The 19,171-nt window shown below is 66.2% G+C and carries 15 protein-coding genes; 8 read left to right on the top strand and 7 right to left on the bottom strand.

Annotated features, from left to right (window positions below; all coding sequences use genetic code 11):
* Positions 1-10: 10 nt before the first annotated feature.
* Entirely contained in the window at positions 11-442 is a 432-nt protein-coding gene (locus O2V61_RS06635) for an Lrp/AsnC family transcriptional regulator (protein ID WP_269182511.1), read from the bottom strand.
* Positions 443-647: 205 nt separating this feature from the next.
* On the opposite strand from O2V61_RS06635, the gene ctlX reads away from it, so the two are divergent.
* A complete protein-coding gene (gene ctlX / locus O2V61_RS06630; RefSeq protein WP_269182510.1) occupies positions 648-1,640 on the top strand; it encodes a citrulline utilization hydrolase CtlX in 993 nt (330 codons plus the stop codon).
* Positions 1,641-1,693: 53 nt separating this feature from the next.
* Here the strand turns inward: ctlX and O2V61_RS06625 are convergent, their stop codons facing one another.
* The 3 genes from O2V61_RS06625 to O2V61_RS06615 all read right to left on the bottom strand — a co-directional run bounded on the left by O2V61_RS06625 (position 1,694) and on the right by O2V61_RS06615 (position 7,305).
* On the bottom strand, positions 1,694-3,445 hold the full coding sequence (locus O2V61_RS06625; protein WP_269182509.1) for an FAD-dependent oxidoreductase: 1,752 nt from the start codon (positions 3,443-3,445) through the stop codon (positions 1,694-1,696).
* A gap of 274 nt (positions 3,446-3,719) precedes the next feature.
* Positions 3,720-6,248 (bottom strand): excinuclease ABC subunit UvrA, encoded by a 2,529-nt coding sequence (locus O2V61_RS06620; protein WP_269182508.1) that lies wholly within the window; start codon positions 6,246-6,248, stop codon positions 3,720-3,722.
* Positions 6,249-6,327: 79 nt separating this feature from the next.
* A complete protein-coding gene (locus O2V61_RS06615) occupies positions 6,328-7,305 on the bottom strand; it encodes an AAA family ATPase (RefSeq protein WP_269182507.1) in 978 nt (325 codons plus the stop codon).
* A gap of 835 nt (positions 7,306-8,140) precedes the next feature.
* Between O2V61_RS06615 and O2V61_RS06610 the strand changes: the two genes are divergently transcribed.
* From O2V61_RS06610 to O2V61_RS06590, 5 genes are all read left to right on the top strand, one after another.
* Positions 8,141-8,437 carry a helix-turn-helix domain-containing protein gene (locus O2V61_RS06610; RefSeq protein WP_269182506.1) on the top strand — a complete coding sequence of 99 codons (297 nt, stop codon included), beginning with the start codon at positions 8,141-8,143 and terminating at the stop codon, positions 8,435-8,437.
* Complete coding sequence (locus tag O2V61_RS06605) at positions 8,434-8,700, top strand: helix-turn-helix domain-containing protein (RefSeq protein WP_269182505.1); 267 nt, start codon at positions 8,434-8,436, stop codon at positions 8,698-8,700. The genes O2V61_RS06610 and O2V61_RS06605 overlap by 4 nt, the downstream gene beginning before the upstream one ends.
* Before the next feature lie 304 nt (positions 8,701-9,004).
* Positions 9,005-9,382 carry a hypothetical protein gene (locus O2V61_RS06600; RefSeq protein ID WP_269182504.1) on the top strand — a complete coding sequence of 126 codons (378 nt, stop codon included), beginning with the start codon at positions 9,005-9,007 and terminating at the stop codon, positions 9,380-9,382.
* 92 nt (positions 9,383-9,474) lie between these two features.
* On the top strand, positions 9,475-9,759 hold the full coding sequence (locus O2V61_RS06595; protein ID WP_269182503.1) for a hypothetical protein: 285 nt from the start codon (positions 9,475-9,477) through the stop codon (positions 9,757-9,759).
* A gap of 628 nt (positions 9,760-10,387) precedes the next feature.
* Positions 10,388-11,455 carry a hypothetical protein gene (locus O2V61_RS06590; protein WP_269182502.1) on the top strand — a complete coding sequence of 356 codons (1,068 nt, stop codon included), beginning with the start codon at positions 10,388-10,390 and terminating at the stop codon, positions 11,453-11,455.
* Positions 11,456-11,521: 66 nt separating this feature from the next.
* Here O2V61_RS06590 and O2V61_RS06585 read toward each other — a convergent pair whose 3' ends face one another.
* Positions 11,522-11,797, bottom strand: coding sequence for a hypothetical protein (locus O2V61_RS06585; RefSeq protein ID WP_269182501.1), 276 nt, complete (start codon positions 11,795-11,797; stop codon positions 11,522-11,524).
* A gap of 1,384 nt (positions 11,798-13,181) precedes the next feature.
* Here O2V61_RS06585 and O2V61_RS06580 point away from each other — a divergent pair.
* On the top strand, positions 13,182-13,958 hold the full coding sequence (locus O2V61_RS06580; RefSeq protein WP_269182500.1) for a hypothetical protein: 777 nt from the start codon (positions 13,182-13,184) through the stop codon (positions 13,956-13,958).
* Between the two features lie 148 nt (positions 13,959-14,106).
* Complete coding sequence (locus tag O2V61_RS06575; protein ID WP_269182499.1) at positions 14,107-17,436, top strand: NACHT domain-containing protein; 3,330 nt, start codon at positions 14,107-14,109, stop codon at positions 17,434-17,436.
* Between the two features lie 112 nt (positions 17,437-17,548).
* On the opposite strand, the gene O2V61_RS22420 is transcribed toward O2V61_RS06575, so the two are convergent.
* Positions 17,549-17,752, bottom strand: coding sequence for a helix-turn-helix domain-containing protein (locus O2V61_RS22420; protein ID WP_442929165.1), 204 nt, complete (start codon positions 17,750-17,752; stop codon positions 17,549-17,551).
* 82 nt (positions 17,753-17,834) lie between these two features.
* Entirely contained in the window at positions 17,835-18,746 is a 912-nt protein-coding gene (locus O2V61_RS06570) for a DUF732 domain-containing protein (protein ID WP_269182498.1), read from the bottom strand.
* Between the last annotated feature and the right edge of the window lie 425 nt (positions 18,747-19,171).

Below are 19,171 nucleotides of genomic sequence, written 5' to 3'. Positions count from 1 at the left end.
CCGGCCGGGGTCAGCGCAGCACGGAGGACAGCAGCAGGCTGGTCTCGCTGTTGAGGACGCCGTCGATCGACCGGATGCGGCCGAGCAGCCGGTCGAACTCCATCAGGTCACGGGTGCGGACCTCGGCGACGAGGTCCCAGCCGCCGTTGGTGGAGTGCAGCGCGTCGATCTCGGTGAAGCCCCGCAGCCGGCGGATCACCGCGTCCGTCGAGCGGCCCTCCACCTCGATCAGCGTGACCGCCCGGACCTCACCGGCGACCGCGTCCTCCCGCACCCGCACGGTGAAGCCGACGATGACGCCCTCGCCCACCAACCGGTCCATCCGGCTGGTCACCGTGGCCCGGGTGACCCCGAGCCGGCGGGCGATCTCGGCGACGGGCGCCCGACCGTCCTCGCGCAGGACGGCGAGCAGCCGGCGATCGAGGTCGGTGAGCGCAGCCATGCAGAAAGTCCAATCCCAGCGTCAATACTGCTCATCCCAGCACACAGGATCGCACTGAACGTTCGTTGCGGATGCACATCGTCCGTTCCTAGCCTTGAGGTACCGCTGACAGGAAGGCTCGGATGACTGCGCTCGTCGACGTACGCACCACGATCCGCCGGCTCTCCGCCGCACCGATCGCCGTCGTCGTCCCGGTCGGAGCCTGATGGCGGCGCCCGCACAGGCACCGGGTGCCGTCGTGCTCATCCGCCCGCACCACTTCCGGCCCAACGAGCTGACCCGGGTCGACAACGCCTTCCAGTCGCTGCCCGCCGGGCCGGACGCCGTCGGTGTCGCCGCCCGGGCGCGGGACGAGGTGACCCGGCTGGCCGAGGCGCTGGAGGCGGCGGGGGTGGTCGTGCACCTCTTCGACGACCACACACAGGACCGCCCGGACAGCGTCTTCCCGAACAACTGGCTGTCGACCCACCCCGACGGGCGGGTCGCCCTCTACCCGATGTTCGCCGTCAACCGGCGCAGCGAACGACGCGCCGACGTGGTGCAACTGCTCGAGGACCGCTACCGCGTGACGCAGGTCGTGGACTTCTCCGACATGGAGCGGGACGGGCTGTTCCTCGAGTCGACCGGCGCCATGGTGCTCGACCACCGGGAGCGGGTCGCCTACGTCTCCCGCTCCCACCGGGCACATCCCCGGGCGCTGGCGCGGTTCTGCGCGACCTTCGGCTACGAGGCACTGCTGTTCGACACGGCCGACGCCGAGGGCCGGGCGGTCTACCACACCAACGTGCTCATGTCGGTCGGCAGCGCGGTGGCGCTCGTCGGCCTCGGGATGATCAGCACGCCCGTCGACCGGGCCCGGGTGGTCGACCGGCTCACCGCCACGGGGCGGGACGTCGTCGAGCTCTCCGAGCACCAGGTCCGCGAGTTCGCCGGCAACGCCATCGAGCTGACCGGCCGCGACGGACCGGTGCTGGCGCTCTCCGCCCGTGCCGCCGCCAGCCTCACCCCGGCCCAGCGCCGGCGGATCGAGGCGACCACCCAGCTGCTGCCGGTGGCCGTGCCGACGGTCGAGCTGGCGGGCGGGTCGGTGCGCTGCATGATCGCCGGGGTGCACCTCACCCCACGAGCGGCAGACCTCGCACTCGTGCCGCTGTTCGGCTCGGTCCCGGACCTGGTGCGGGTGCCCGTCGCCCCCTGACCCGGTCGTCCGCAGGCTCGTTGCTCCTGCGGACGACCGGGGCACGCGCGGGTTCAGCCCTCCTGGCGGCCGAGCACGGTGCGCAGCGCACCCGCCAGCCAGTCGGAGGCCTGCTGCTCCGACGGCGGCGTGGACGGGTAGCGGGCGGCGACGTACCCGTCCGGCCGGACGAGCAGGACGCCGCCGTCCTCGATCTCCCGCAGGTCGGCCCACGTGCCGTACGGGTCCTCGACGGGCTGACCCGGCCCGATCGAGACGGGGGTGATCGGCAGCCCGAGCTCGTCGCCGAGCGTGCGGGCTGCGGCCAGCCACGCCTCACCGCCGATGCCGGTCACCAGGCTGAACCGTCCCCGGCCCACCAGGTCGAGGGTGGAGATGCGGTGCCCGTCCCGGGTCACCCAGGTGTGCGGGAGCTTGGCGCCGGGCCAGGTGGTCGGCTGGGCGTAGAGCACCGGGTCCCGGCGGTACTCCGGCATCGACGTCCCGTCGCCGACGACCGCCGAACTGGCGTAGCGCTGGTTGTGCTCGACCCCGTGGGCGTCGAACTCGTGCGCCTTGTAGGCGATCGCCTCCCGGAGCGCCGTGCGGATCTTCTCGCCCTCCGGTCCCGGCGACTTCCAGAGCGCGAGCTGGCGCTCCAGTGCCGCTGCCTCGGTGTGCTCCAGGTCGAGCGCGCTGAGGATCCGGCCGGTGTCCGCGATGCTCTGGTTGGCCCGCTCGACGACCTGCCGGGCGATCGGTGCCCGCTCGGCGTCGTAGCTGTCCAGCAGCGACGGGTCCGCTGTCCCGGCCACCACGTGGGCCAGCTTCCAGGCCAGGTTGTAGGAGTCCTGGATGGAGGTGTTCGAGCCCAGGCCGTTGGTCGGTGGGTGGCGGTGGATCGCGTCGCCGGCGCAGAAGACCCGCCCGCGGGCGATGGTGGTGGCGAAGTGGTGGTTCACCGTCCACGGGGAGCGGGACTTCACCCGCATCTCGAAGTCGTCGCTGCCGACGAGCGCGACCGCCAGCTCGCGGACGACCTCGTCGCTGAGGTCGGGTGGGCCGCCGGCGACCTCGTAGCCCCACATGAGCATCCACTCGTTCCAGGGCTTGATCATGCGGAGCACGCCCAGCCCGACGCCCTCGCGCTCGGCCCCCGGCTGCAGCATCCAGTAGAGGACCGAGGGCCGGTGGGCCACGAACCGGGAGAGGTCGGCCTCGAAGACGATGCTCAGCGCGCCACCGACCGCGCCCGGCCCTTCGAACGGCAGGTCGAGGTCCGCGGCCACCTGGCTGCGCGCGCCGTCGGCCCCGACCAGGTACTTCGACCGGACGGTGTACTGGAGGCCGGTCAGCCGGTCCTGCAGGGTCGTCGTGACGCCGTCGTCGTCCTGGACGTGCGAGACGTAGCTCGTGTCGAACCGGACCCGCGCCCCGCGTTCCTGCGCGGCCTGGACCAGGATCGGCTCGGTGATCGTCTGCGGGGCGTCCAGCATCGAGGTCGGGCTCTGCAGCTCGTAGTCGGCGTGCCGCACCGTGTCGGTGCCCCAGGAGGGGATCCGGCCGAGCTCCTCCCCCGCGAGGCTGGTGCAGAAGGTCGTGTTGCCCATGGACTCCCAGGGCGTCGCCTCGCGCATGAGCCGCTCCTCCAGGCCCACGTCCCGCATCACCTCCATCGTGCGCTGGTTGGTGATGTGCGCTCGGGGGGTGTCGGACAGCCGGCCGTACTTGGTGACCAGGAGCGTCGACGTCCCGTACGTGGCGAGGAGCAGCGCTGCCGACGCCCCGGCCGGGCCGGAGCCCACGACCAGGACGTCGGTGGTCACGGCGGGCTCAGCAGGGGTCGATTCCTGCGGTGCTGACAGGGTCATCGAGTTCCTCTCTCGGATGCGGACGGCAGCCGACCGCAACATCGTGGGACGACGCAGCGATCTGGCGGGAACTGTGCCACGGGTCACAAGGGGTCGGTGGCGCTCGCGCGTCGTCCTGGCGCGGCACGAGGGATGGCCCCGGCCCGGTTCTCCGACCTGAGCAGGAGCACTTCACCCGCGAGTCGCCATGACGGTCGTGGCCCGCACGACGAGGAGCGGAGGGCGGGGGTCAGGACGCCGGCAGCCGGGGGGCCAGGAAGCGGGCCGTCCGGCTCTCCGCGGCGGCGGCGACCCGCTCGGGAGGGCCGGCGGCCACGATGCGACCGCCCTGGTCGCCCGCCCCGGGGCCCAGGTCGATGACCCAGTCGGCGCCCGCGACGACGTCCATGTCGTGCTCGACCACCACCACGGTGTTGCCGGCGTCGACGAGCTGGTGCAGGTGGCGCACCAGCAGCTCCACGTCGGCGGGGTGCAGCCCAGTGGTCGGCTCGTCCAGGACGTAGAGGGTGTGCCCGCGGCGGGCCCGCTGCAGTTCGCTGGCCAGCTTCACCCGCTGCGCCTCACCACCGGACAGCTCCGTTGCCGGCTGGCCGAGGCGCAGGTAGCCCAGGCCCACCTCCTGCAGCACCCGCAGGCTGGTGGCCACCGAGGGCAGGTCGGCGAGGAAGTCCGCCGCCGCCTCGACGGTCAGGTCGAGCACCTCGGCGATGTTCTTGCCGCGGTGGGTCACCTGCAGGGTCTCCGGGTCGTACCGCGCACCGGCGCACGTGGGGCAGGGCGAGTAGGTGCTGGGCAGGAACAGCAGCTCGACGGTGACGAACCCCTCGCCCTGGCAGGTCGGGCAGCGCCCCTCGGCCACGTTGAAGGAGAACCGCCCGGCGCTGTAGCCGCGCGCCCGCGCCTCGTCGGTGCCCGCGAACAGCTTGCGCACCGCGTCGAAGAGCCCGGTGTAGGTGGCCAGGTTCGACCGCGGCGTGCGCCCGATGGGCTTCTGGTCGACCCGCACCAGGCGGTCGACGGCGTCCAGCCCCTCGGCCCGCATCGCCGCCCCCTCGGTGTCCTGGACATCGTCGTCGGAGTCGGCGGCAGGGTCGTCAGCGTCGGCCGTCGCAGGTGAGCCGACCTGCCGGGCGACGACGTCGGTGAGCACCTGGCTGACCAGGGTCGACTTCCCCGAGCCGGAGACGCCAGTGACCGCGGTGAAGACGCCCAGCGGGACGTCGGCGTCCACGTCGCGCAGGTTGTGCCGGTCGATGCCGCGCAGCCGCAGCTGCCCGGAGGGCTGCCGCCGCGGCCGGCTCGGCACGGGTGTCCGATCGAAGAGGAAGCGCCGGGTCACCGACTCCTCGACCTCGGCCAGGTCGGCGACCGGACCGCTGTACAGCACCCGGCCGCCCCGCTCCCCGGCGTGCGGGCCGACGTCGACGATCCAGTCCGCCCGGCGGGCCAGCGCCATGTCGTGCTCGATCACGAACAACGAGTTGCCGGCCGCAGTGAGCTGGTCGAGCACCTCCAGCAGCGGCTCGGCGTCGGCCGGGTGCAGCCCCGCCGACGGCTCGTCCAGCACGTAGACCACGCCGAACAGCCCGGACCGCAGTTGGGTGGCGATCCGCAGCCGCTGCAGTTCGCCCGGGGAGAGCGTCGGCGTGGTCCGGTCCAGGCTGAGGTAGCCCAGGCCCAGCCGGGTGAGCACCTCGATCCGGGCGACGAGGTCGGCGGCGATGCGCACCGCGACGTCGGTGGTCTCCCCCGAATCCGCCGCGGCCCACGCGGCGGTGGTGCCGGGAGCCTGCGCGGCCACCCGGAACGTCTCGACCAGCGCGGTCAGCGGCAGCCCGGCCAGCTCGGCGATGCTCTTGCCGGCGAAGGTGACGGCCAGCGACTCGGGACGGAGCCGGCTGCCGCCGCACACCGGGCAGGGCGAGGTGCGGACGTGGCGCAGGACCCGCTGGCGCAGGGTCGGGCTCTTGGAGTTCGCCAGGGTGTGCAGCACCAGGGCCCGCGCGCCGGTGTACCTGCCCTGGTAGTCCCGCTGCACCTGGCCCACCCCGCGGACCGGGTGCACGGTGACCTCGGGCTGCTCGTCGGTGAAGAGGATCCAGTCGCGCTCGGCCTGAGGCAGGTCCCGCCACGGCCGGTCGATGTCGTGGCCGAGCTCGACCAGGATGTCGCGCAGGTTCTTGCCGTGCCAGGCGCCGGGCCAGGAGGCGATCGCGCCGTCCCGGATGCTCAGCGACGGGTCGGGCACGAGGGAGGCCTCGGTGACCAGGTGGACCCGACCGAGGCCGGAGCACTCCCGGCAGGCCCCTACGGAGGTGTTCGGCGAGAAGGCGTCGGAGTCCAGCCGCTCGGTCGTCCCGGGCGGGTACGTGCCGGCGCGGGAGAACAGCATGCGCAGCGAGTTGGACAGCGTCGTCACGGTGCCGACGGTGGAGCGGCTGCTGGGCGCGCCCCGGCTCTGCTGCAGCGCCACGGCGGGCGGCAGCCCGGTGATCTCGTCGACGGCCGGAGCTCCGACCTGCTGGATGAGCCGGCGGGCGTACGGGGCGACGGACTCGAAGTACCGGCGCTGCGCCTCCGCGTAGATCGTGCCGAAGGCCAGCGACGACTTCCCGGAGCCGGAGACGCCGGTGAAGACGACCATCGCGTCCCGGGGCACCTCGACGTCGACGTTGCGCAGGTTGTGCTCGCGTGCACCGCGGACCCGGACGAAGTGATCTGCCTGGTGGACGGCAGCAGGGCCGTGCTCGTCGATCACGGTCACCAGCCTGACGCCGGCTGCCGCTGGGGCCCCGCGCGGGGCATCGACACTGATGCGTTCCGGCTCCGTGCGTCGGCTACTCGCCCAGCGTGTGCGCAGCCTCGGCGATGTCGCTCGCGGTGAGCGTCGACACGTCGGCACGGTCGAGCGCATCCACACTGCGGCCGTCCTCGCTCGTCAGCCGCAGCGCCTGGCGGTTGAGGGCCTGCTCGAACAGCGTGCGAGCGAAGCGCGCGTTACCGGACTCCTGATCCGAGGTGAGGCCGCCGAGGGTGCGGCGGAGCGTCACCTCGGCGCCAGCCTCGAGCACGTACTCGTGCTGAGCCAGGACGTTGGTGAAGATCGCTTCGAGCTCGTCCGTCGAGTAGTCGGGGAACTCGATCTCGCGGGCGAACCGTGAGCGGAGGCCGGGGTTCGAGAGCAGGAACTGCTCCATCAGCCGGGGATAGCCGGCCACGATCACCACCAGACGGTGGCGGTGGTCCTCCATGCGCTTGAGCAGGACCTCGATCGCCTCCGGCCCGAAGTCCAGCCGGCCGTCGCCCTCCGGGGACAGCGAGTACGCCTCGTCGATGAACAGGACGCCGTCGAGCGCCCGGCGGATCACGCGGTCGGTCTTGATCGCGGTCGCACCGACGTACTGCCCGACCAGAGCGGCCCGATCGACCTCCACCAGGTGGCCCTTCTGCAGCAAGCCGACCGCCCGGTACATCTCGGCCAGGAGCCGCGCCACCGTGGTCTTGCCCGTGCCCGGGTTCCCGAGGAACACCAGGTGCTGGGACGTCGCCGCCTCGGGCAGCCCGTGCGCCTTGCGGCGCGCCTGCACCTGGAGGAAGGCGACGAGCGCCCGCACCTGCTCCTTCACCGCCACCAGGCCGACCAGCCCATCGAGCTCCGCCTGCACCACGGACAGCGGCCGAGCTGGCCCCGGGCGGCCGCCGAAGAGGTCACTCACCAGGTCGTCCACGCCCCGCAGACCGGGCCGCGGGAGTTGATCGCTCAGGCGACCGACGGTCTCGCGGAGGTCGTCCAGTGGCTTGCGGTTGGACGCCATGCCGCGAGCCTAAGCGCCTCCGAGACGGAGAGCCCGCCGTGAGTCACCGCCCAGCGGCAGCGGTGGACGGCCCACAGCGCACCTCCGGCCACCGGTGACGAGTGCCCCGAACTGCCGTGCGGAGGAGACAAGAAAACCCCGACCAGCGAAGAATGCTGGTCAGGGCTTGGCCTGCTCCCCCGATAGGACTTGAACCTATAACCCTGCGAATCCTAGAGACTGACAGGTCGATCAACGTCAGTCCAACCGCATTGGGCACTGACCTGCGTGTACGCGCGATCGAGGAACAACGGAGTCAAACGGGCATGGGTACGGCTAGACCGGAATTCCGTCAGTAAGACGTGAGCCGAGCGTGGGCTCACCGGACGGCTCACCATCCCACCGGGCACCGTCGTCCCGCCACCCAGCCACTAAGCGGGGACGTCGCTCCCCGAGCCCTCATCACTCACCCTCTGCCGTCGAGCCGCCTCCCTGTTCCGCAGACGTCGGGCCGTCGCCAACCGGGATGTTGAGACTCCTGAGGCGTTCGGGATTGCTGTGGCGCACGTGACGGAAGGTGATCAAATTTCCACGTTCAGTGATCGGACGTGTATTGTCGTCCACGTCGAGAGCAACCCCACCTGAACCGCCCGGGTGGAGCTGCACACAAGCACGGTCGACGGTGTAAGTGCCCTAAAGCCGCAGTACCTCTGGATGACTACGAAGCGCAGCACGGCGGGAGCGCAAGGCGTAGCAGGCCCGGAGAACCCCACCCATTCAGTTGGGGGGTTCTCTGTGGACTCCGCCTAGCGCGTCGTCAGTAGGGAACCCTCCACGACCTCCGTGGAGGCTCTCCGTGTCCCCTAGCAACACCACCCCCGCCCGCGATGACGGCATCGCGCTCGTCCCCGCCGCGCCTCAGAGCGAGGCGACCGACTACGTCACCACGATCCCGGACCCGGCACCGACCGACGTCCTGTCCGACCGGGAGGCGCACAACTACCTCCGGCTCCGTCCCGGAACCCTCGCCCGGATGCGTATGGAGCGCCGTGGTCCGGCGTGGTCCTACGTGGGGCGGCGCGTGGTCTACCTCCGCGTCGACCTGCTGGCTTATCTGGCCGCCAACCGCGTCAACCCGGTGGGTCAGCTGTGATCGCCCAGCACAGCACCGGACCCGTCCGCGTGTGGCTGGACACGGCAGAGGTCGCCGTCCGCACCCGGACGCCGGAGGCCACGGTCCGGTCCTGGCGTCGCCGTGGGATCGGCCCGGCGTACTGCCGGGTTGGTCGCCGCGTTCTCTACGACATCTACGACGTTGATGACTTCATCCTGACTGGCCGGATGGAGACGACCGGCAGTGTGTTCGCGCCCGGCCCGGAGCGTCCGACCGTGTTCGTGATCGACGGTGCCCTGTGACGGGCGCACCTGAGTCACCTCGACAGGGGAAGCGGTGGGATCAGGTCAAGCGGCGGTGGCTCGCCGTCTTGGACTGCCACACCTGCGCTGCCCAGGCCGCGTGGGCGGCTCAGTGTGGGTACAGCGTCGTCCACCCGCCGTGCGGGTCGTGTCGCACGAAGGTGGCCGCGCTGCCCACTCCCGCCATGAATGGCTGGCGCACGGGTGAGCCCGTCAGCGCCTCTGGAATGACCGCCACGGACGTCCCGATGCCCTCGGACCCGGCAGAGCCCGGGCGGTCACTCACGGGCGGAGAGTGGGCCGCATGACCGCCGATCAGGGACACGCCCGTCCGTGGAACCTGACTCGGTGGGTCGACGTCCTGCCCGGCCATGACCTGGTGCTCACCCGAGCCGACGTCGAGGGAGCACCGGTCGGTGCCGTGTTCAGCATCGAGGCTGACTTCGGATCCGACGGTCACCCGGTGCCCATCTCGGTCGAGCGCCGTTGGGACGGGACGTGGACGGTCCACTCCCGGGCCTACGTCCCCTCCGATGCCCTGGTCGGAGGTAGGGCGACCCCGCGTCGTCGGGTGTTCAGGGAGACCGGCGAGGACGCATCGCCCGTGATCGAGCAGGCGGGCGACCGGGATCGGGTGACCTTCGCCGAGGCAGCCGCGCGCATGGCCAAGGCTCAACGGTGAGCCCGCCACAACGCGGCATCACCTTCGCTACCGGCTCGGAGTGGGGGGCCTATGCCCAACGGGAGATGAGTCGGTGGGCCAAGGACGGTGCGGTGACTCCACTCGCCGTCCGAGTGCTGTTCGCCGCAATGGGACAGCACGACCGGAATGGTCATGCGCGTTTCCGGTCCGGCGAGCTGGCCGACGTGCTCGGCTCCATCGACGTCACGACGGATGAAGTGCGACCGGCCCGACGAGACAGCGTGTCGGACGCCATCAAGGCCGCGAAGCGACTCGGCTACATCACCGACGAGTCCACGGTGCGCTGTCTGGTCCTCAGTCGTCACGTCTTTCAGAAGTCGTGGGGGTCGTCAGACCCGTGTGCTGTCCACGGCTGACGAAATTGGCTCTACCGGCCAACGAGTAAGTCGAAACTTGGCCCGTGAGGCCAAGTCGGTTGGCTCTGCAGGCCAAGTGGTAGTCGGGAAATCCCTGCAATTCCGGGGGATTTCCGGCCTGCCCTCTCTTAGATCATCTAGGCAGCGGCGGAAGGAGGCAGATTCAGGTACAACTCTAGGCCAAGCCAGGTCTAGCGCAGTGGCAATGGCAGGTGGGAGGGCGAAGCCCGACCAAACTCCTAGCCGGACCTGCTCAGTGCTAGACCAGGGCAATGGCAGGTGGGAGGGCGAAGCCCGACCAAACTCCTAGCCGGACCTGTTCAGTGCTAGACCAGCTACACCTAGGGGCAGCGGCCTTCGTCCTTCCGCCGCTGCTCAACATCCCAATTACAGACACCTGCCTGACCGCAGGTCTATTTCGCCTGCCGTTTTCAGGCAGGCCAGGAGAGGAATCCGTGCCCGAGAAGCATCCCGGAGAGATCGACACGACGCGACCAGCAGCCGGAGCCGTAAGGCCAAGACCACTGCCAACCCCAGTGCTGGCACTACTGGCATCAATCCCGCCGCCGCAAAGGCGACGACCACCACCGCCCATCAGGGCAAGACCATCAACAGTGAGGAAGTACCGATGACGACCACCATCCCGACCCCCGCCGAACTGTCCCGGCTCGCATTGGCCGAGGCCCAGAGCACCCACGCCGAGGCATTGACCCTGCACGACCAGCACCAGACCGCCGTCGAGGAACTGCGGGCGTTCTTGACCAGCGGACGGGCCAGCCTCTCCGACTTCGATAGCCACCAGAGCCGGTGGCGGGACATCCACGCCGCCCAGGACGTCGCCGCGCTCCTGGTCACCGGGTGCGAGAACTACGTCAAGCGTGCCGAGCGTGGGCTCATCAACGACGACACCACGGTTGCCGACCTGTTCGCCGACGTCCTGGCCGACGTCTACGGCGGTGAGCTGCTGGTGAGGGTCGTGACCGTCAAGGCTGACGTCAGGCCCAACGACGATGGTTCCCCGGTGCTGTTCATCGTGCAGGAGAAGGCGGGAGAGAACAGGGCGGGCATCTTGTCCGCCAAGCTCTTCCTGACCTACTACCGGGGGGCTCTCCATGCTCCGCTGAACGCTGAGGCCATTCAGGAGGCGTGCAGGGCGCGGAACTACAGCGTTCAGATCGACCCGTGGCCCAGCCAGAAGCACGGCCCCCACTACGAGGACCCGACCGCCGTCAACGTCACGCGCGCATTCATGGCCGTTCCGACGCTCGACGCCGAGCCGACTGACGGGCAGGTCTCCCGGTACGCCAATGTCGTCCGGAACGTTCTCCGCAACGCTGTCACCTTCTACGGTGAGCGGGACGGCGTGCGCCTGATGTACGAGCCCATTGAGGGTGCGGCCGAGTCTGAGACCGTCAGCTACAGGGTGCTGACCAATTCGCAGGGCAAGGGTGACCGTCGCATGACGGTCGAGGTTGTCTGCAAGGTGTGGCCGGACAAGCTGCTGATGGGTCAGCCCGTGGCCGAGATGATGAAGGAGGCTGTTCGGAAGCAGGTCGGCAACATGGCCGACGACCTGGGCCGGGTCGCCGCTATCGACCACTTGGCCGTAGACGTCCCCGACCTCGGGCGACGTTTCGGGAACGCGGACCCATTCGTCGTCACGGCACACCTGGGCTTGATGTACCGGATCGGCTGACGGACTGAGAGACAGCCCAGCGGAGGGGCTTATGCGAACCCCTCCGCTGGGTCCTCGGCGCCGAGCTCACCGCGGATAGATTGCCTCAAGATCGATGCCTTGCTCCCAAGTGTTCTCGATGGGGTTCCAATCCCACCCATCGCCGAAATTGACGAGTTCAGACACGTCGCCACCGACCCATCGATACGGCGCGTCCGGGTTGCCCAGAGACACCGTGCTGCTTTCGCCATTGACGGCATACTCGGCAATGATCGCGCCCTGGTAGAGGTAGTTATCTGACTGCACGACAACGGCAGCCACCTCGGAGTCGATCCCGTTGAGCTTCGCAACGGCTGGCGGCATGGGCAACTCCTCATTGGGGGAAGCGCCGGAGTTATCGCGCAGAGTCGTTTCGCGCGTCCGCGTATCCGTTGTAATGATTAGACCCGGTCCACCGTCTGCCTCATAGTTGCATCGAATGAGCGTGTAGTCATCGCTCGGGAGCTCATCACGAGCGTAGGGTTGCGCTCGTACGCTTGTAACGGTCACTTGGTCCGCGACGCCTGACACCATCCTCAGCGTGCCCCCAGGCCCAAGTGCGTAAATGCCAGGGGTTACTCGAAGCCATTCCGCCCAGTCGTCGCAGTGGTAATAGGCTTCCGAGGCGGGATAGTCGGGTGGAGTCGGTAATTCGGAAGGGGGACCGTCAAAGAACCAAACACCGTAAGCCCAATCGATCTCTAGTTCGACTGCGCCAATCGAATTTGGCTGATCAGTGAACTCGCACTGGACGGCATTATCGGAGCCCTGCACATTGCAATTGCCGGAGTCGGTAATCTCGTTTGAGTCCCCTTGTTCCGCAACCAGCGTTGCAGTCAAGCCCCCTATGGCTACGAGAACTCCGAGACCCGTCCACCCAGGATGCGCCAGCGCCCCATTCCAGAGGCGCGTCCACCACAGCTCCCCGCTCGACTGTGCCAACCGATCGCCCCCGTGTCCTGCCCACACTGCGACTCCGCGAAGCGGCACCACGGATACATGGGCGTTGCGTGTGCGCGAGACGATAAGGCCCGTGCCTGCTTGCTCGGTGTGACCGCGTGGGCCCCTGGTTGGGCAGTAGGGACCGGAGCCTGCGCGCTCGCACTCAAGGTAATCGGCTCGGTACCTTGCGTGAGCCGCGGGGGCCCGAGCTTGTAGGTGGCCACGCAACGATCGGGCCACCTTGAAACTGTGGCGAGTCCTCGGCTGCTAAGACCCGGCGGTAACCAAGACCGGGTACTCAAGGGTCATACCCCCCTGCCATAGGGGTCGCGAGACCATGACTCCTCGGCACATAGCTCCGAAAGCCCAGCGGAGAAAATGTCGGCCTCCGCAGAGCAGTCGGCTCACCTAAGTAGGCCGCCCTCCCAGGTCGATGGCACGACCAGGGACCGACTAGGTGGCTGCTTCCTGGCTCCCGTCAGCCTGACGGGGGGCGGCCTATCTGTCGCATGAGGGGCAGTGGGGGGTTGCACGACCTTTGGGGCAGTCGCCCCCCCCCCTCCGCCACGACGGGGTCGCCGGGCCGCCGAGAACGTTCTGGCCGAGCGGGGCACAGCACGGCGCGACGCGACGCGGTTCTATCGGTAGTTCTGCCCGCGTTTCTGCGCCGCAACTGTCAGTGTCCGGAGCTAGCGTTCCCGATATGTCCCGGATGAGGCGTCGTGCGCTACTCATAGTCTTTGCTCTCGCCTCCGTGGTGATCTTAGTGACCCAGGTGGGACCATTGATCAACAAGGCGCCTACAGGCGGATGGGGAGAGAATGGGCGGGCCTGGGGCGACGACGAATTCTGGATGAGTGTTGTTCTCAGCATGTTCCAAGGGGTTTTCGCTCTGTTGACTGTCGCGGGTGCCGTGTACCTTTATAACCGCGAACGCTCAGACATTCGCCGGGACAAGCTGCAGGAAGAGTATGAGCAGCTCACGCCCAATCTCGCTAGCGACTTGGATGGCTTGCGCGCTCCCGTACTCCTTTTTGGCGACGAGACTCGTTGGTCAACACTAGAAGATTCGCAGCTGCAGGAACTGATGTTAGGCATGCGTCAGCGCCTATCTCGCCTAAGAAAAACCGTCGCAGCATTGGGTTCCTTTCCGAGTGTCACGACGGAAATCCGGCGGGGAAGCGCTGCCACAGGTCAGTATCTTGCGGCGGTCGTTGTGCTGCTAAACACCGCGCGAGAAGATCGGCACGCCTCCGCCTATCAACTCCTGTTCGAAGCGTCACAAGAGTTAGACAGGGCTTTGCGCCAGGCAATCGGAGGACATCAACGTGGCTTCCATGAGGTTAAAGACATAGCCTGGCCGGAGTTAGGCCGCCTACCTAACCGCATCGGCACGCGCGTGTACACGCGGAGTGGCCCTGTATCAGTTGAAGTAATCTTAAGGAACTACATGCGCGATCGGGAGGCAAACCGCCGGGGAGCCCCTCGCCAGGACACGCACCCAACAGAACGCGTGGGCAACGCCGAACCTACGGGCATCTAGCGATCCGTCGCCGCTCTCGACCGACCTAGGCTCGGTCGCACAAGGGCGCGCCCTCGCGAAGGAGTGGCTACACCGCTGCGTGCAAGTCGAGAGGTGGCGAGACTCCCTCGCCGCTAGACTCCACGCGCTGACCGCTCAAAGGAGACACATGCTCCCCGGTATCGAGGCCGCCGCACTCCGAATCGGCATGACGGTTGCCCGGGTATCCGGGACTCGCTGGCTGAAGAACCGGGTAGACACCCAACGCCGCGACCTATCGCTTGCAGAGTTGGCAGTCGCGTCCGGAGCTGACCTAATGCAAGGTCGGAAAGTCGGCCGACAGTTCGATCAGCTGGCAGACGATGTGGCGCAGCGGGTGCTGGCGCTTCTAGAGCATGAATTCAAAGGCGTGCCCGAGAATGAGCGTCTGGCCGCGGTTGATTTAGCAGGTGTGGTTCTCCAAGGTGCTGGACTGGCGGATCGCGACATACTCGCTGCTGACCTCAGCATTCCCGGCCTAACCTCCAATATACTAAAGTCCAACTCAGCGAAGATCCTGAGCGCTGGTCTAAGTCAAGAAGCGCATCAGCTGTTCGTTCACCTACTCCGCGAGAGCATTGCATATGTAGTCGATGCAGTTGGAGCCCTTCCTGAGTTCCAACAACGAGGGACTGCCGAACTACTACGCCGAGATACGCTGATCATCTCCAAGCTCACTGAAGCTCTTGATCGTGGGCCTCAGCGGGACATCGGGCAAATTCAGCGTCAGGATGCAGCCGAGGAGTTCACCTTCAATTATCGTCGGGAGATAGCGCGGAGGCAGGCGCGAATTGAGCTGTTCGGCCTGCCTTCATCGCTATCGCACGAGAGTCATTCGGTCGCATCGTCTTACGTATCCCTAGCGGTGACCCAGGGATCTAGGGAGCGACAGCGAATGTCAGATGACGTGGAGGCCTTGGGCCTCCCCGTTGAGCAAGTCCTAGCTCAAAATCCTCGGCTTTTACTGCTCGGGCCAGCCGGCTCGGGTAAGACCACAATCCTACAATGGCTGGCACTACAAAGCGCCCAGCGGGCTTTTGAATCGCAGCACATCCGCCTTAACTCGACGGTTCCGATCCTTTTGATGCTCAGACAATTGGATCAGGTGCCGCAAATCGCATTGCCCCGACCCGAGGGACTAGTCGATCAGCAGAGCTGGACAATCTCCGCCGACAAACCCCATGACTGGACGCAGCGGCTGCTCGAATCGGGCAAGGCCCTTATCCTGATTGATGGGGTGGATGAACTCCGGGAGTCCGACCGGGGAAGACTTCGCAAATGGGTCGAAGAGATGACGGACGCGTATCCGCTTAATAGGTGGGTAATAACCTCACGGCCTGAGGCTGTACCACCGGACTGGCTTCAAAAGGGCAATTATACGGCGGCGCAGATACTTCCGATGAGTCCCAGTCGAATTCGTAGCTTTGTGAGCAATTGGCACGACGCCGCGAGCGAGTATGCGAGCGATGAAGAGAAGACGGCCCTGCGCACATACGAGCCTCGGCTGATAGCCGCGCTTGACACGACGCCGACACTACGGTCGCTGGCCAACAATCCTCTGTTATGCGCAATGATGTGCGTCCTGCATAAGGATCGCAAGGGTCGCCTTCCCCATAATCGAATGCAGCTGTACCGGATTGCTATGGATATGATGTTGGCCGAGCGCGACGAACAGCGGCAAGTAGCGGCGGCGAGGGAAGCATCGCTTAGCCCGGAACAGCAACTGACGGTCGTCCAAAAGGTTGCCTACTGGTACGTAATAAATGGTCACGTGGAAGCTGACTATGGCGCGGTACTGGAGAAGATCCGTGAGGCTTTACCCTCGCTCGGACGTGAGGTCAGCGAGGCCGAGTCGGTACTCAAACACCTCTTGATCCGGTCAGGACTGCTTCGAAGGGTAGGCCTGAAGAATATTGATTTTCTGCACAAAACGTTCCAGGAGTACCTGGCGGCGAAAGAGGCGGTTGAAAGCGACTGCATAGGGCAGGTGCTACAGAATCTGCTCAACGACAGTTGGCGCGAAGTCGTAATCCTTGCGGTCGGTCATGCGCGACCGGGCGAGCGAAACCTGATTGTCTCCTCAGTATTGGAGCTCGCTGAGGATCAAACCCGGCGTGCGGGGCGTAGAGTAAATGCAGCGTCGCGTGAGACTAAGCGAAAGCTACAGCAGCTCGCGCTCGACTGTCTCGAGACTGCGCAGTCTGGTCTCAGCGAAGACTTGCGCCAACGTGTTCTCTCACACGTGCAGACGATCTTTCCGCCACGAAGTCTCCACGAAGTGGTGACGCTGGCCTCATATGGCGCGCAAGTTATGGGGGTCCTTGAGTCTTACACGGGACGTTTGTCTTCCGCACAGTTAGCGCGGTGCATTAGCCTTGCCGGATCGATCGGCACGGAGCGGGGCTTTGAGCAACTCACCCGTTATGCTGCGGAGGTAAAGACGGCCGAAGGCTGGAATTCCTTGGTCTCTGCGTGGTCCTATTTCCCCCCCGATGAATATGCGGTTAGGGTGCTCAATCAGGCGCCATACACCACGCGACGTCTAATACTTCGCGATTCTAAACTAGGCGTCGCGGCTAACGCAGTCGGAGGAGTGGATTCAGTCACCTGGGACTTGGGGCAGGATGTCGGTCAACTAGAGTTCCTGGCAGATGGTCCACCGGTAGCCCACTTCACGCTCACGAACAATCGTCGGGTAAGAAGGTTGGCGCCTCTGACGCATCAAGATTCGCTTCGGGTGTTGCGGCTAAGGGCATGCTCTAATCTTGCGGATGATTTCGATGGGTCTTGGCCGAGCCTTGCAAAGTTGGAACTGCGACATGTTGATACTCCAGTTCTAGTTCGGCTTCTCGAGCAGTCAGTGGATCGACTCAAGGTTCTCTCCATTGCCGTAGGAACCTGGACGGACGCCGCAGAACTCTGGGCGACGCTCCCGTGGCAGTTCTTGCAGCAAACTGACCTTGAGTACTTAGAACTTGAGGGCGTGCGAGGGTTGAGAACCTTGGCCGAACTTGGTTCCATTCCTTCGTTGAAGCGTTTGCGGATCGCAAGTTGTCCGGATCTGAGTTCGCTTGACCACCTCAGCGGACTGCCTAATCTGGAGATCCTAGAGCTGGATGACTGCGGAAGTTTGTCATTGAACGACTGGTATGGGAACACGTCATTGCGCGGTCTTAGCCTGGTTGACTGTCCTACAGTGCTTGACGCCTCTACGCTCGCGGGTTTCGCAAATCTAAAAGAGCTGGTTGTCAGCGGAAGTGCTTTTAGCAATGGAATGGCACTTAGCAGTCTACCTATATCGCGTCTGCACATCGAGTACACGCACATGGCGTACAGCGATCAAGAAGTTCTCCAAAAACTGTGCGAGAGCAAGGGTGTGGCCTACGAGTTCACTAATCCGACCCGAGAGCGGCGGATCAGTCACACGCTGCGTGTGGGCGGCACCTCTTGGTGGAGGTGACCATGGCCGTTCCGTGGTCGGCTGCTCCGTCTGTAGTGGCCAGACAAGCCTGCGATTTCGGTCAGCGGTAGGGCGTGCGCGTGGGAGTGTCGGACGATTGTGTCGGCCGAACTCAGGATGGGCGCTTATTCTTGATCGCCTCTGTGTCCCGGCCAATGGCGAGACCAGTAGCTCCCACCGGTCGCCGTTCAACTCCGTGCTTATCGAGTATGTTTCGGACGGCCGAATGTGATCGGCCTGTCAGTTCGGCAATCTCGCGAAGGGACCGCCCTGCCGCGTACTCGTCACGCACGAAGGCTTCGACCTCCGCCTGCACGCGGGGATCGGGTCGTGAGACAGCAGTGCCGACGAACTGACTTAGCGTCTGTAACTGTGGTCTTGGCGGGTAGGGCACGACATCAGCCGATTGTGACTTGGCATTGCACAGGCAGCCAGGAAGCGATGCGGTACTCAGCTGACTGCCAGGCGTAGACGCCAGAGATGGTGCCAGCGTCGGTGATGCTCTGGTGCGCAGGCACGTAAAACGGTGCGTGCGTCGAGCTCGACGTCGTTCCCTGGGCGGCGGCCCAGTCCTGTGTGTACTTCTCGGAGACCACGCGGTCTTCCAGAGTCACGATCACGTCATAGTTGGATGTATTGGTGAGCGTGTAGGACCAACGGCCGCTATAGGTTCCGTCATCGCTGAGTATGTCGGCCAACTCTTCATCCCACAAATCGCCATAAATCTCGGCATTCGACTGTCCGGTCAATTGCATTGGACTGACCGTCACAACGATGGGGGCTTCCGGCGGGCACTGCGGGATGACGGGCTGAATTACAACGCCGCCGGTCATGGCTTGGCCGGCGCCCAGGCTGACGAGCTTCTGTGGACAATAGACGCCCGCCGCTGCGACTACGAAAGCGGTCGCGTCTATGGCGTCGATGCCGTTGGACGCAACGGTCGCCACAACTGCGTCGATGTTGCTGCCCCCGTAGCTGCTACAAACATCGCGGCCTAGGGCCGCGAGCTGATGCGCTTTCTCCGCGAGGTCGGTCGGCAGGGTGTATAGATGTCCCGTCAACAGCGACTTTACGGTGTCGAGTGCGGCGACTTCGCTGACGAAAGCAGTGTCCTCGTCTTGCGTCGTGGGGTACCCGGCTGCATGGAATGGCTCAGGAGTTGGCTCAGCCGCTAAGGCGGAGGCCACTACGGGGCCGGGGCTGTAGGGCGCCGAGCTGGACGACGACGTCTCGCCAGCCGATGTGCCCGAGCACGCCGTCAACAAGAGCGACGCAGATAGCCAGTAGGCGGCTGCGATACGGCGACGCATGAGGCTCCTTCGTCAGGGAGCGAAACCGTACAACCGGGGAGCCGGCAATCGTCTGAGCCGTCACTCGTGCGAGTCGAAGCCGGAAGGCCGCGTCGCGAGTCGCCGAGGGGGTGCTGGCAGGGCTGCGCCTGACGGGATGCGGCCATCTTCGATCTTCGATCTAGACATTCAAAGGACCGTCTTGCAGGGGTGCGGGGGCAGTTCCTGCGACCGCTCAGCGCGTGGAGAAGGACCGTGACGGTTTCGGACCCGGCAACGGACACCCGGCAGAGCTGAACGCGGTCAGTCGCGGCGACGATAGGCGGCGCCACCATGAGGCCAGCCGATCAGCGCCCGGGTCGGCGTCAGGGCAGGGCAGAGCCACACGGCAGGGCAGAGCCACACGGCAGGGCAGAGCCACACGGCAGGGCAGAGCCACACGGCAG

This window comes from Modestobacter sp. VKM Ac-2985, assembly GCF_026967925.1.
Classification (GTDB): domain Bacteria; phylum Actinomycetota; class Actinomycetes; order Mycobacteriales; family Geodermatophilaceae; genus Modestobacter.
The sequence above is the reverse complement of the archived record's forward strand: the minus strand, read 5'-3'. Positions and strand labels throughout refer to the sequence as shown.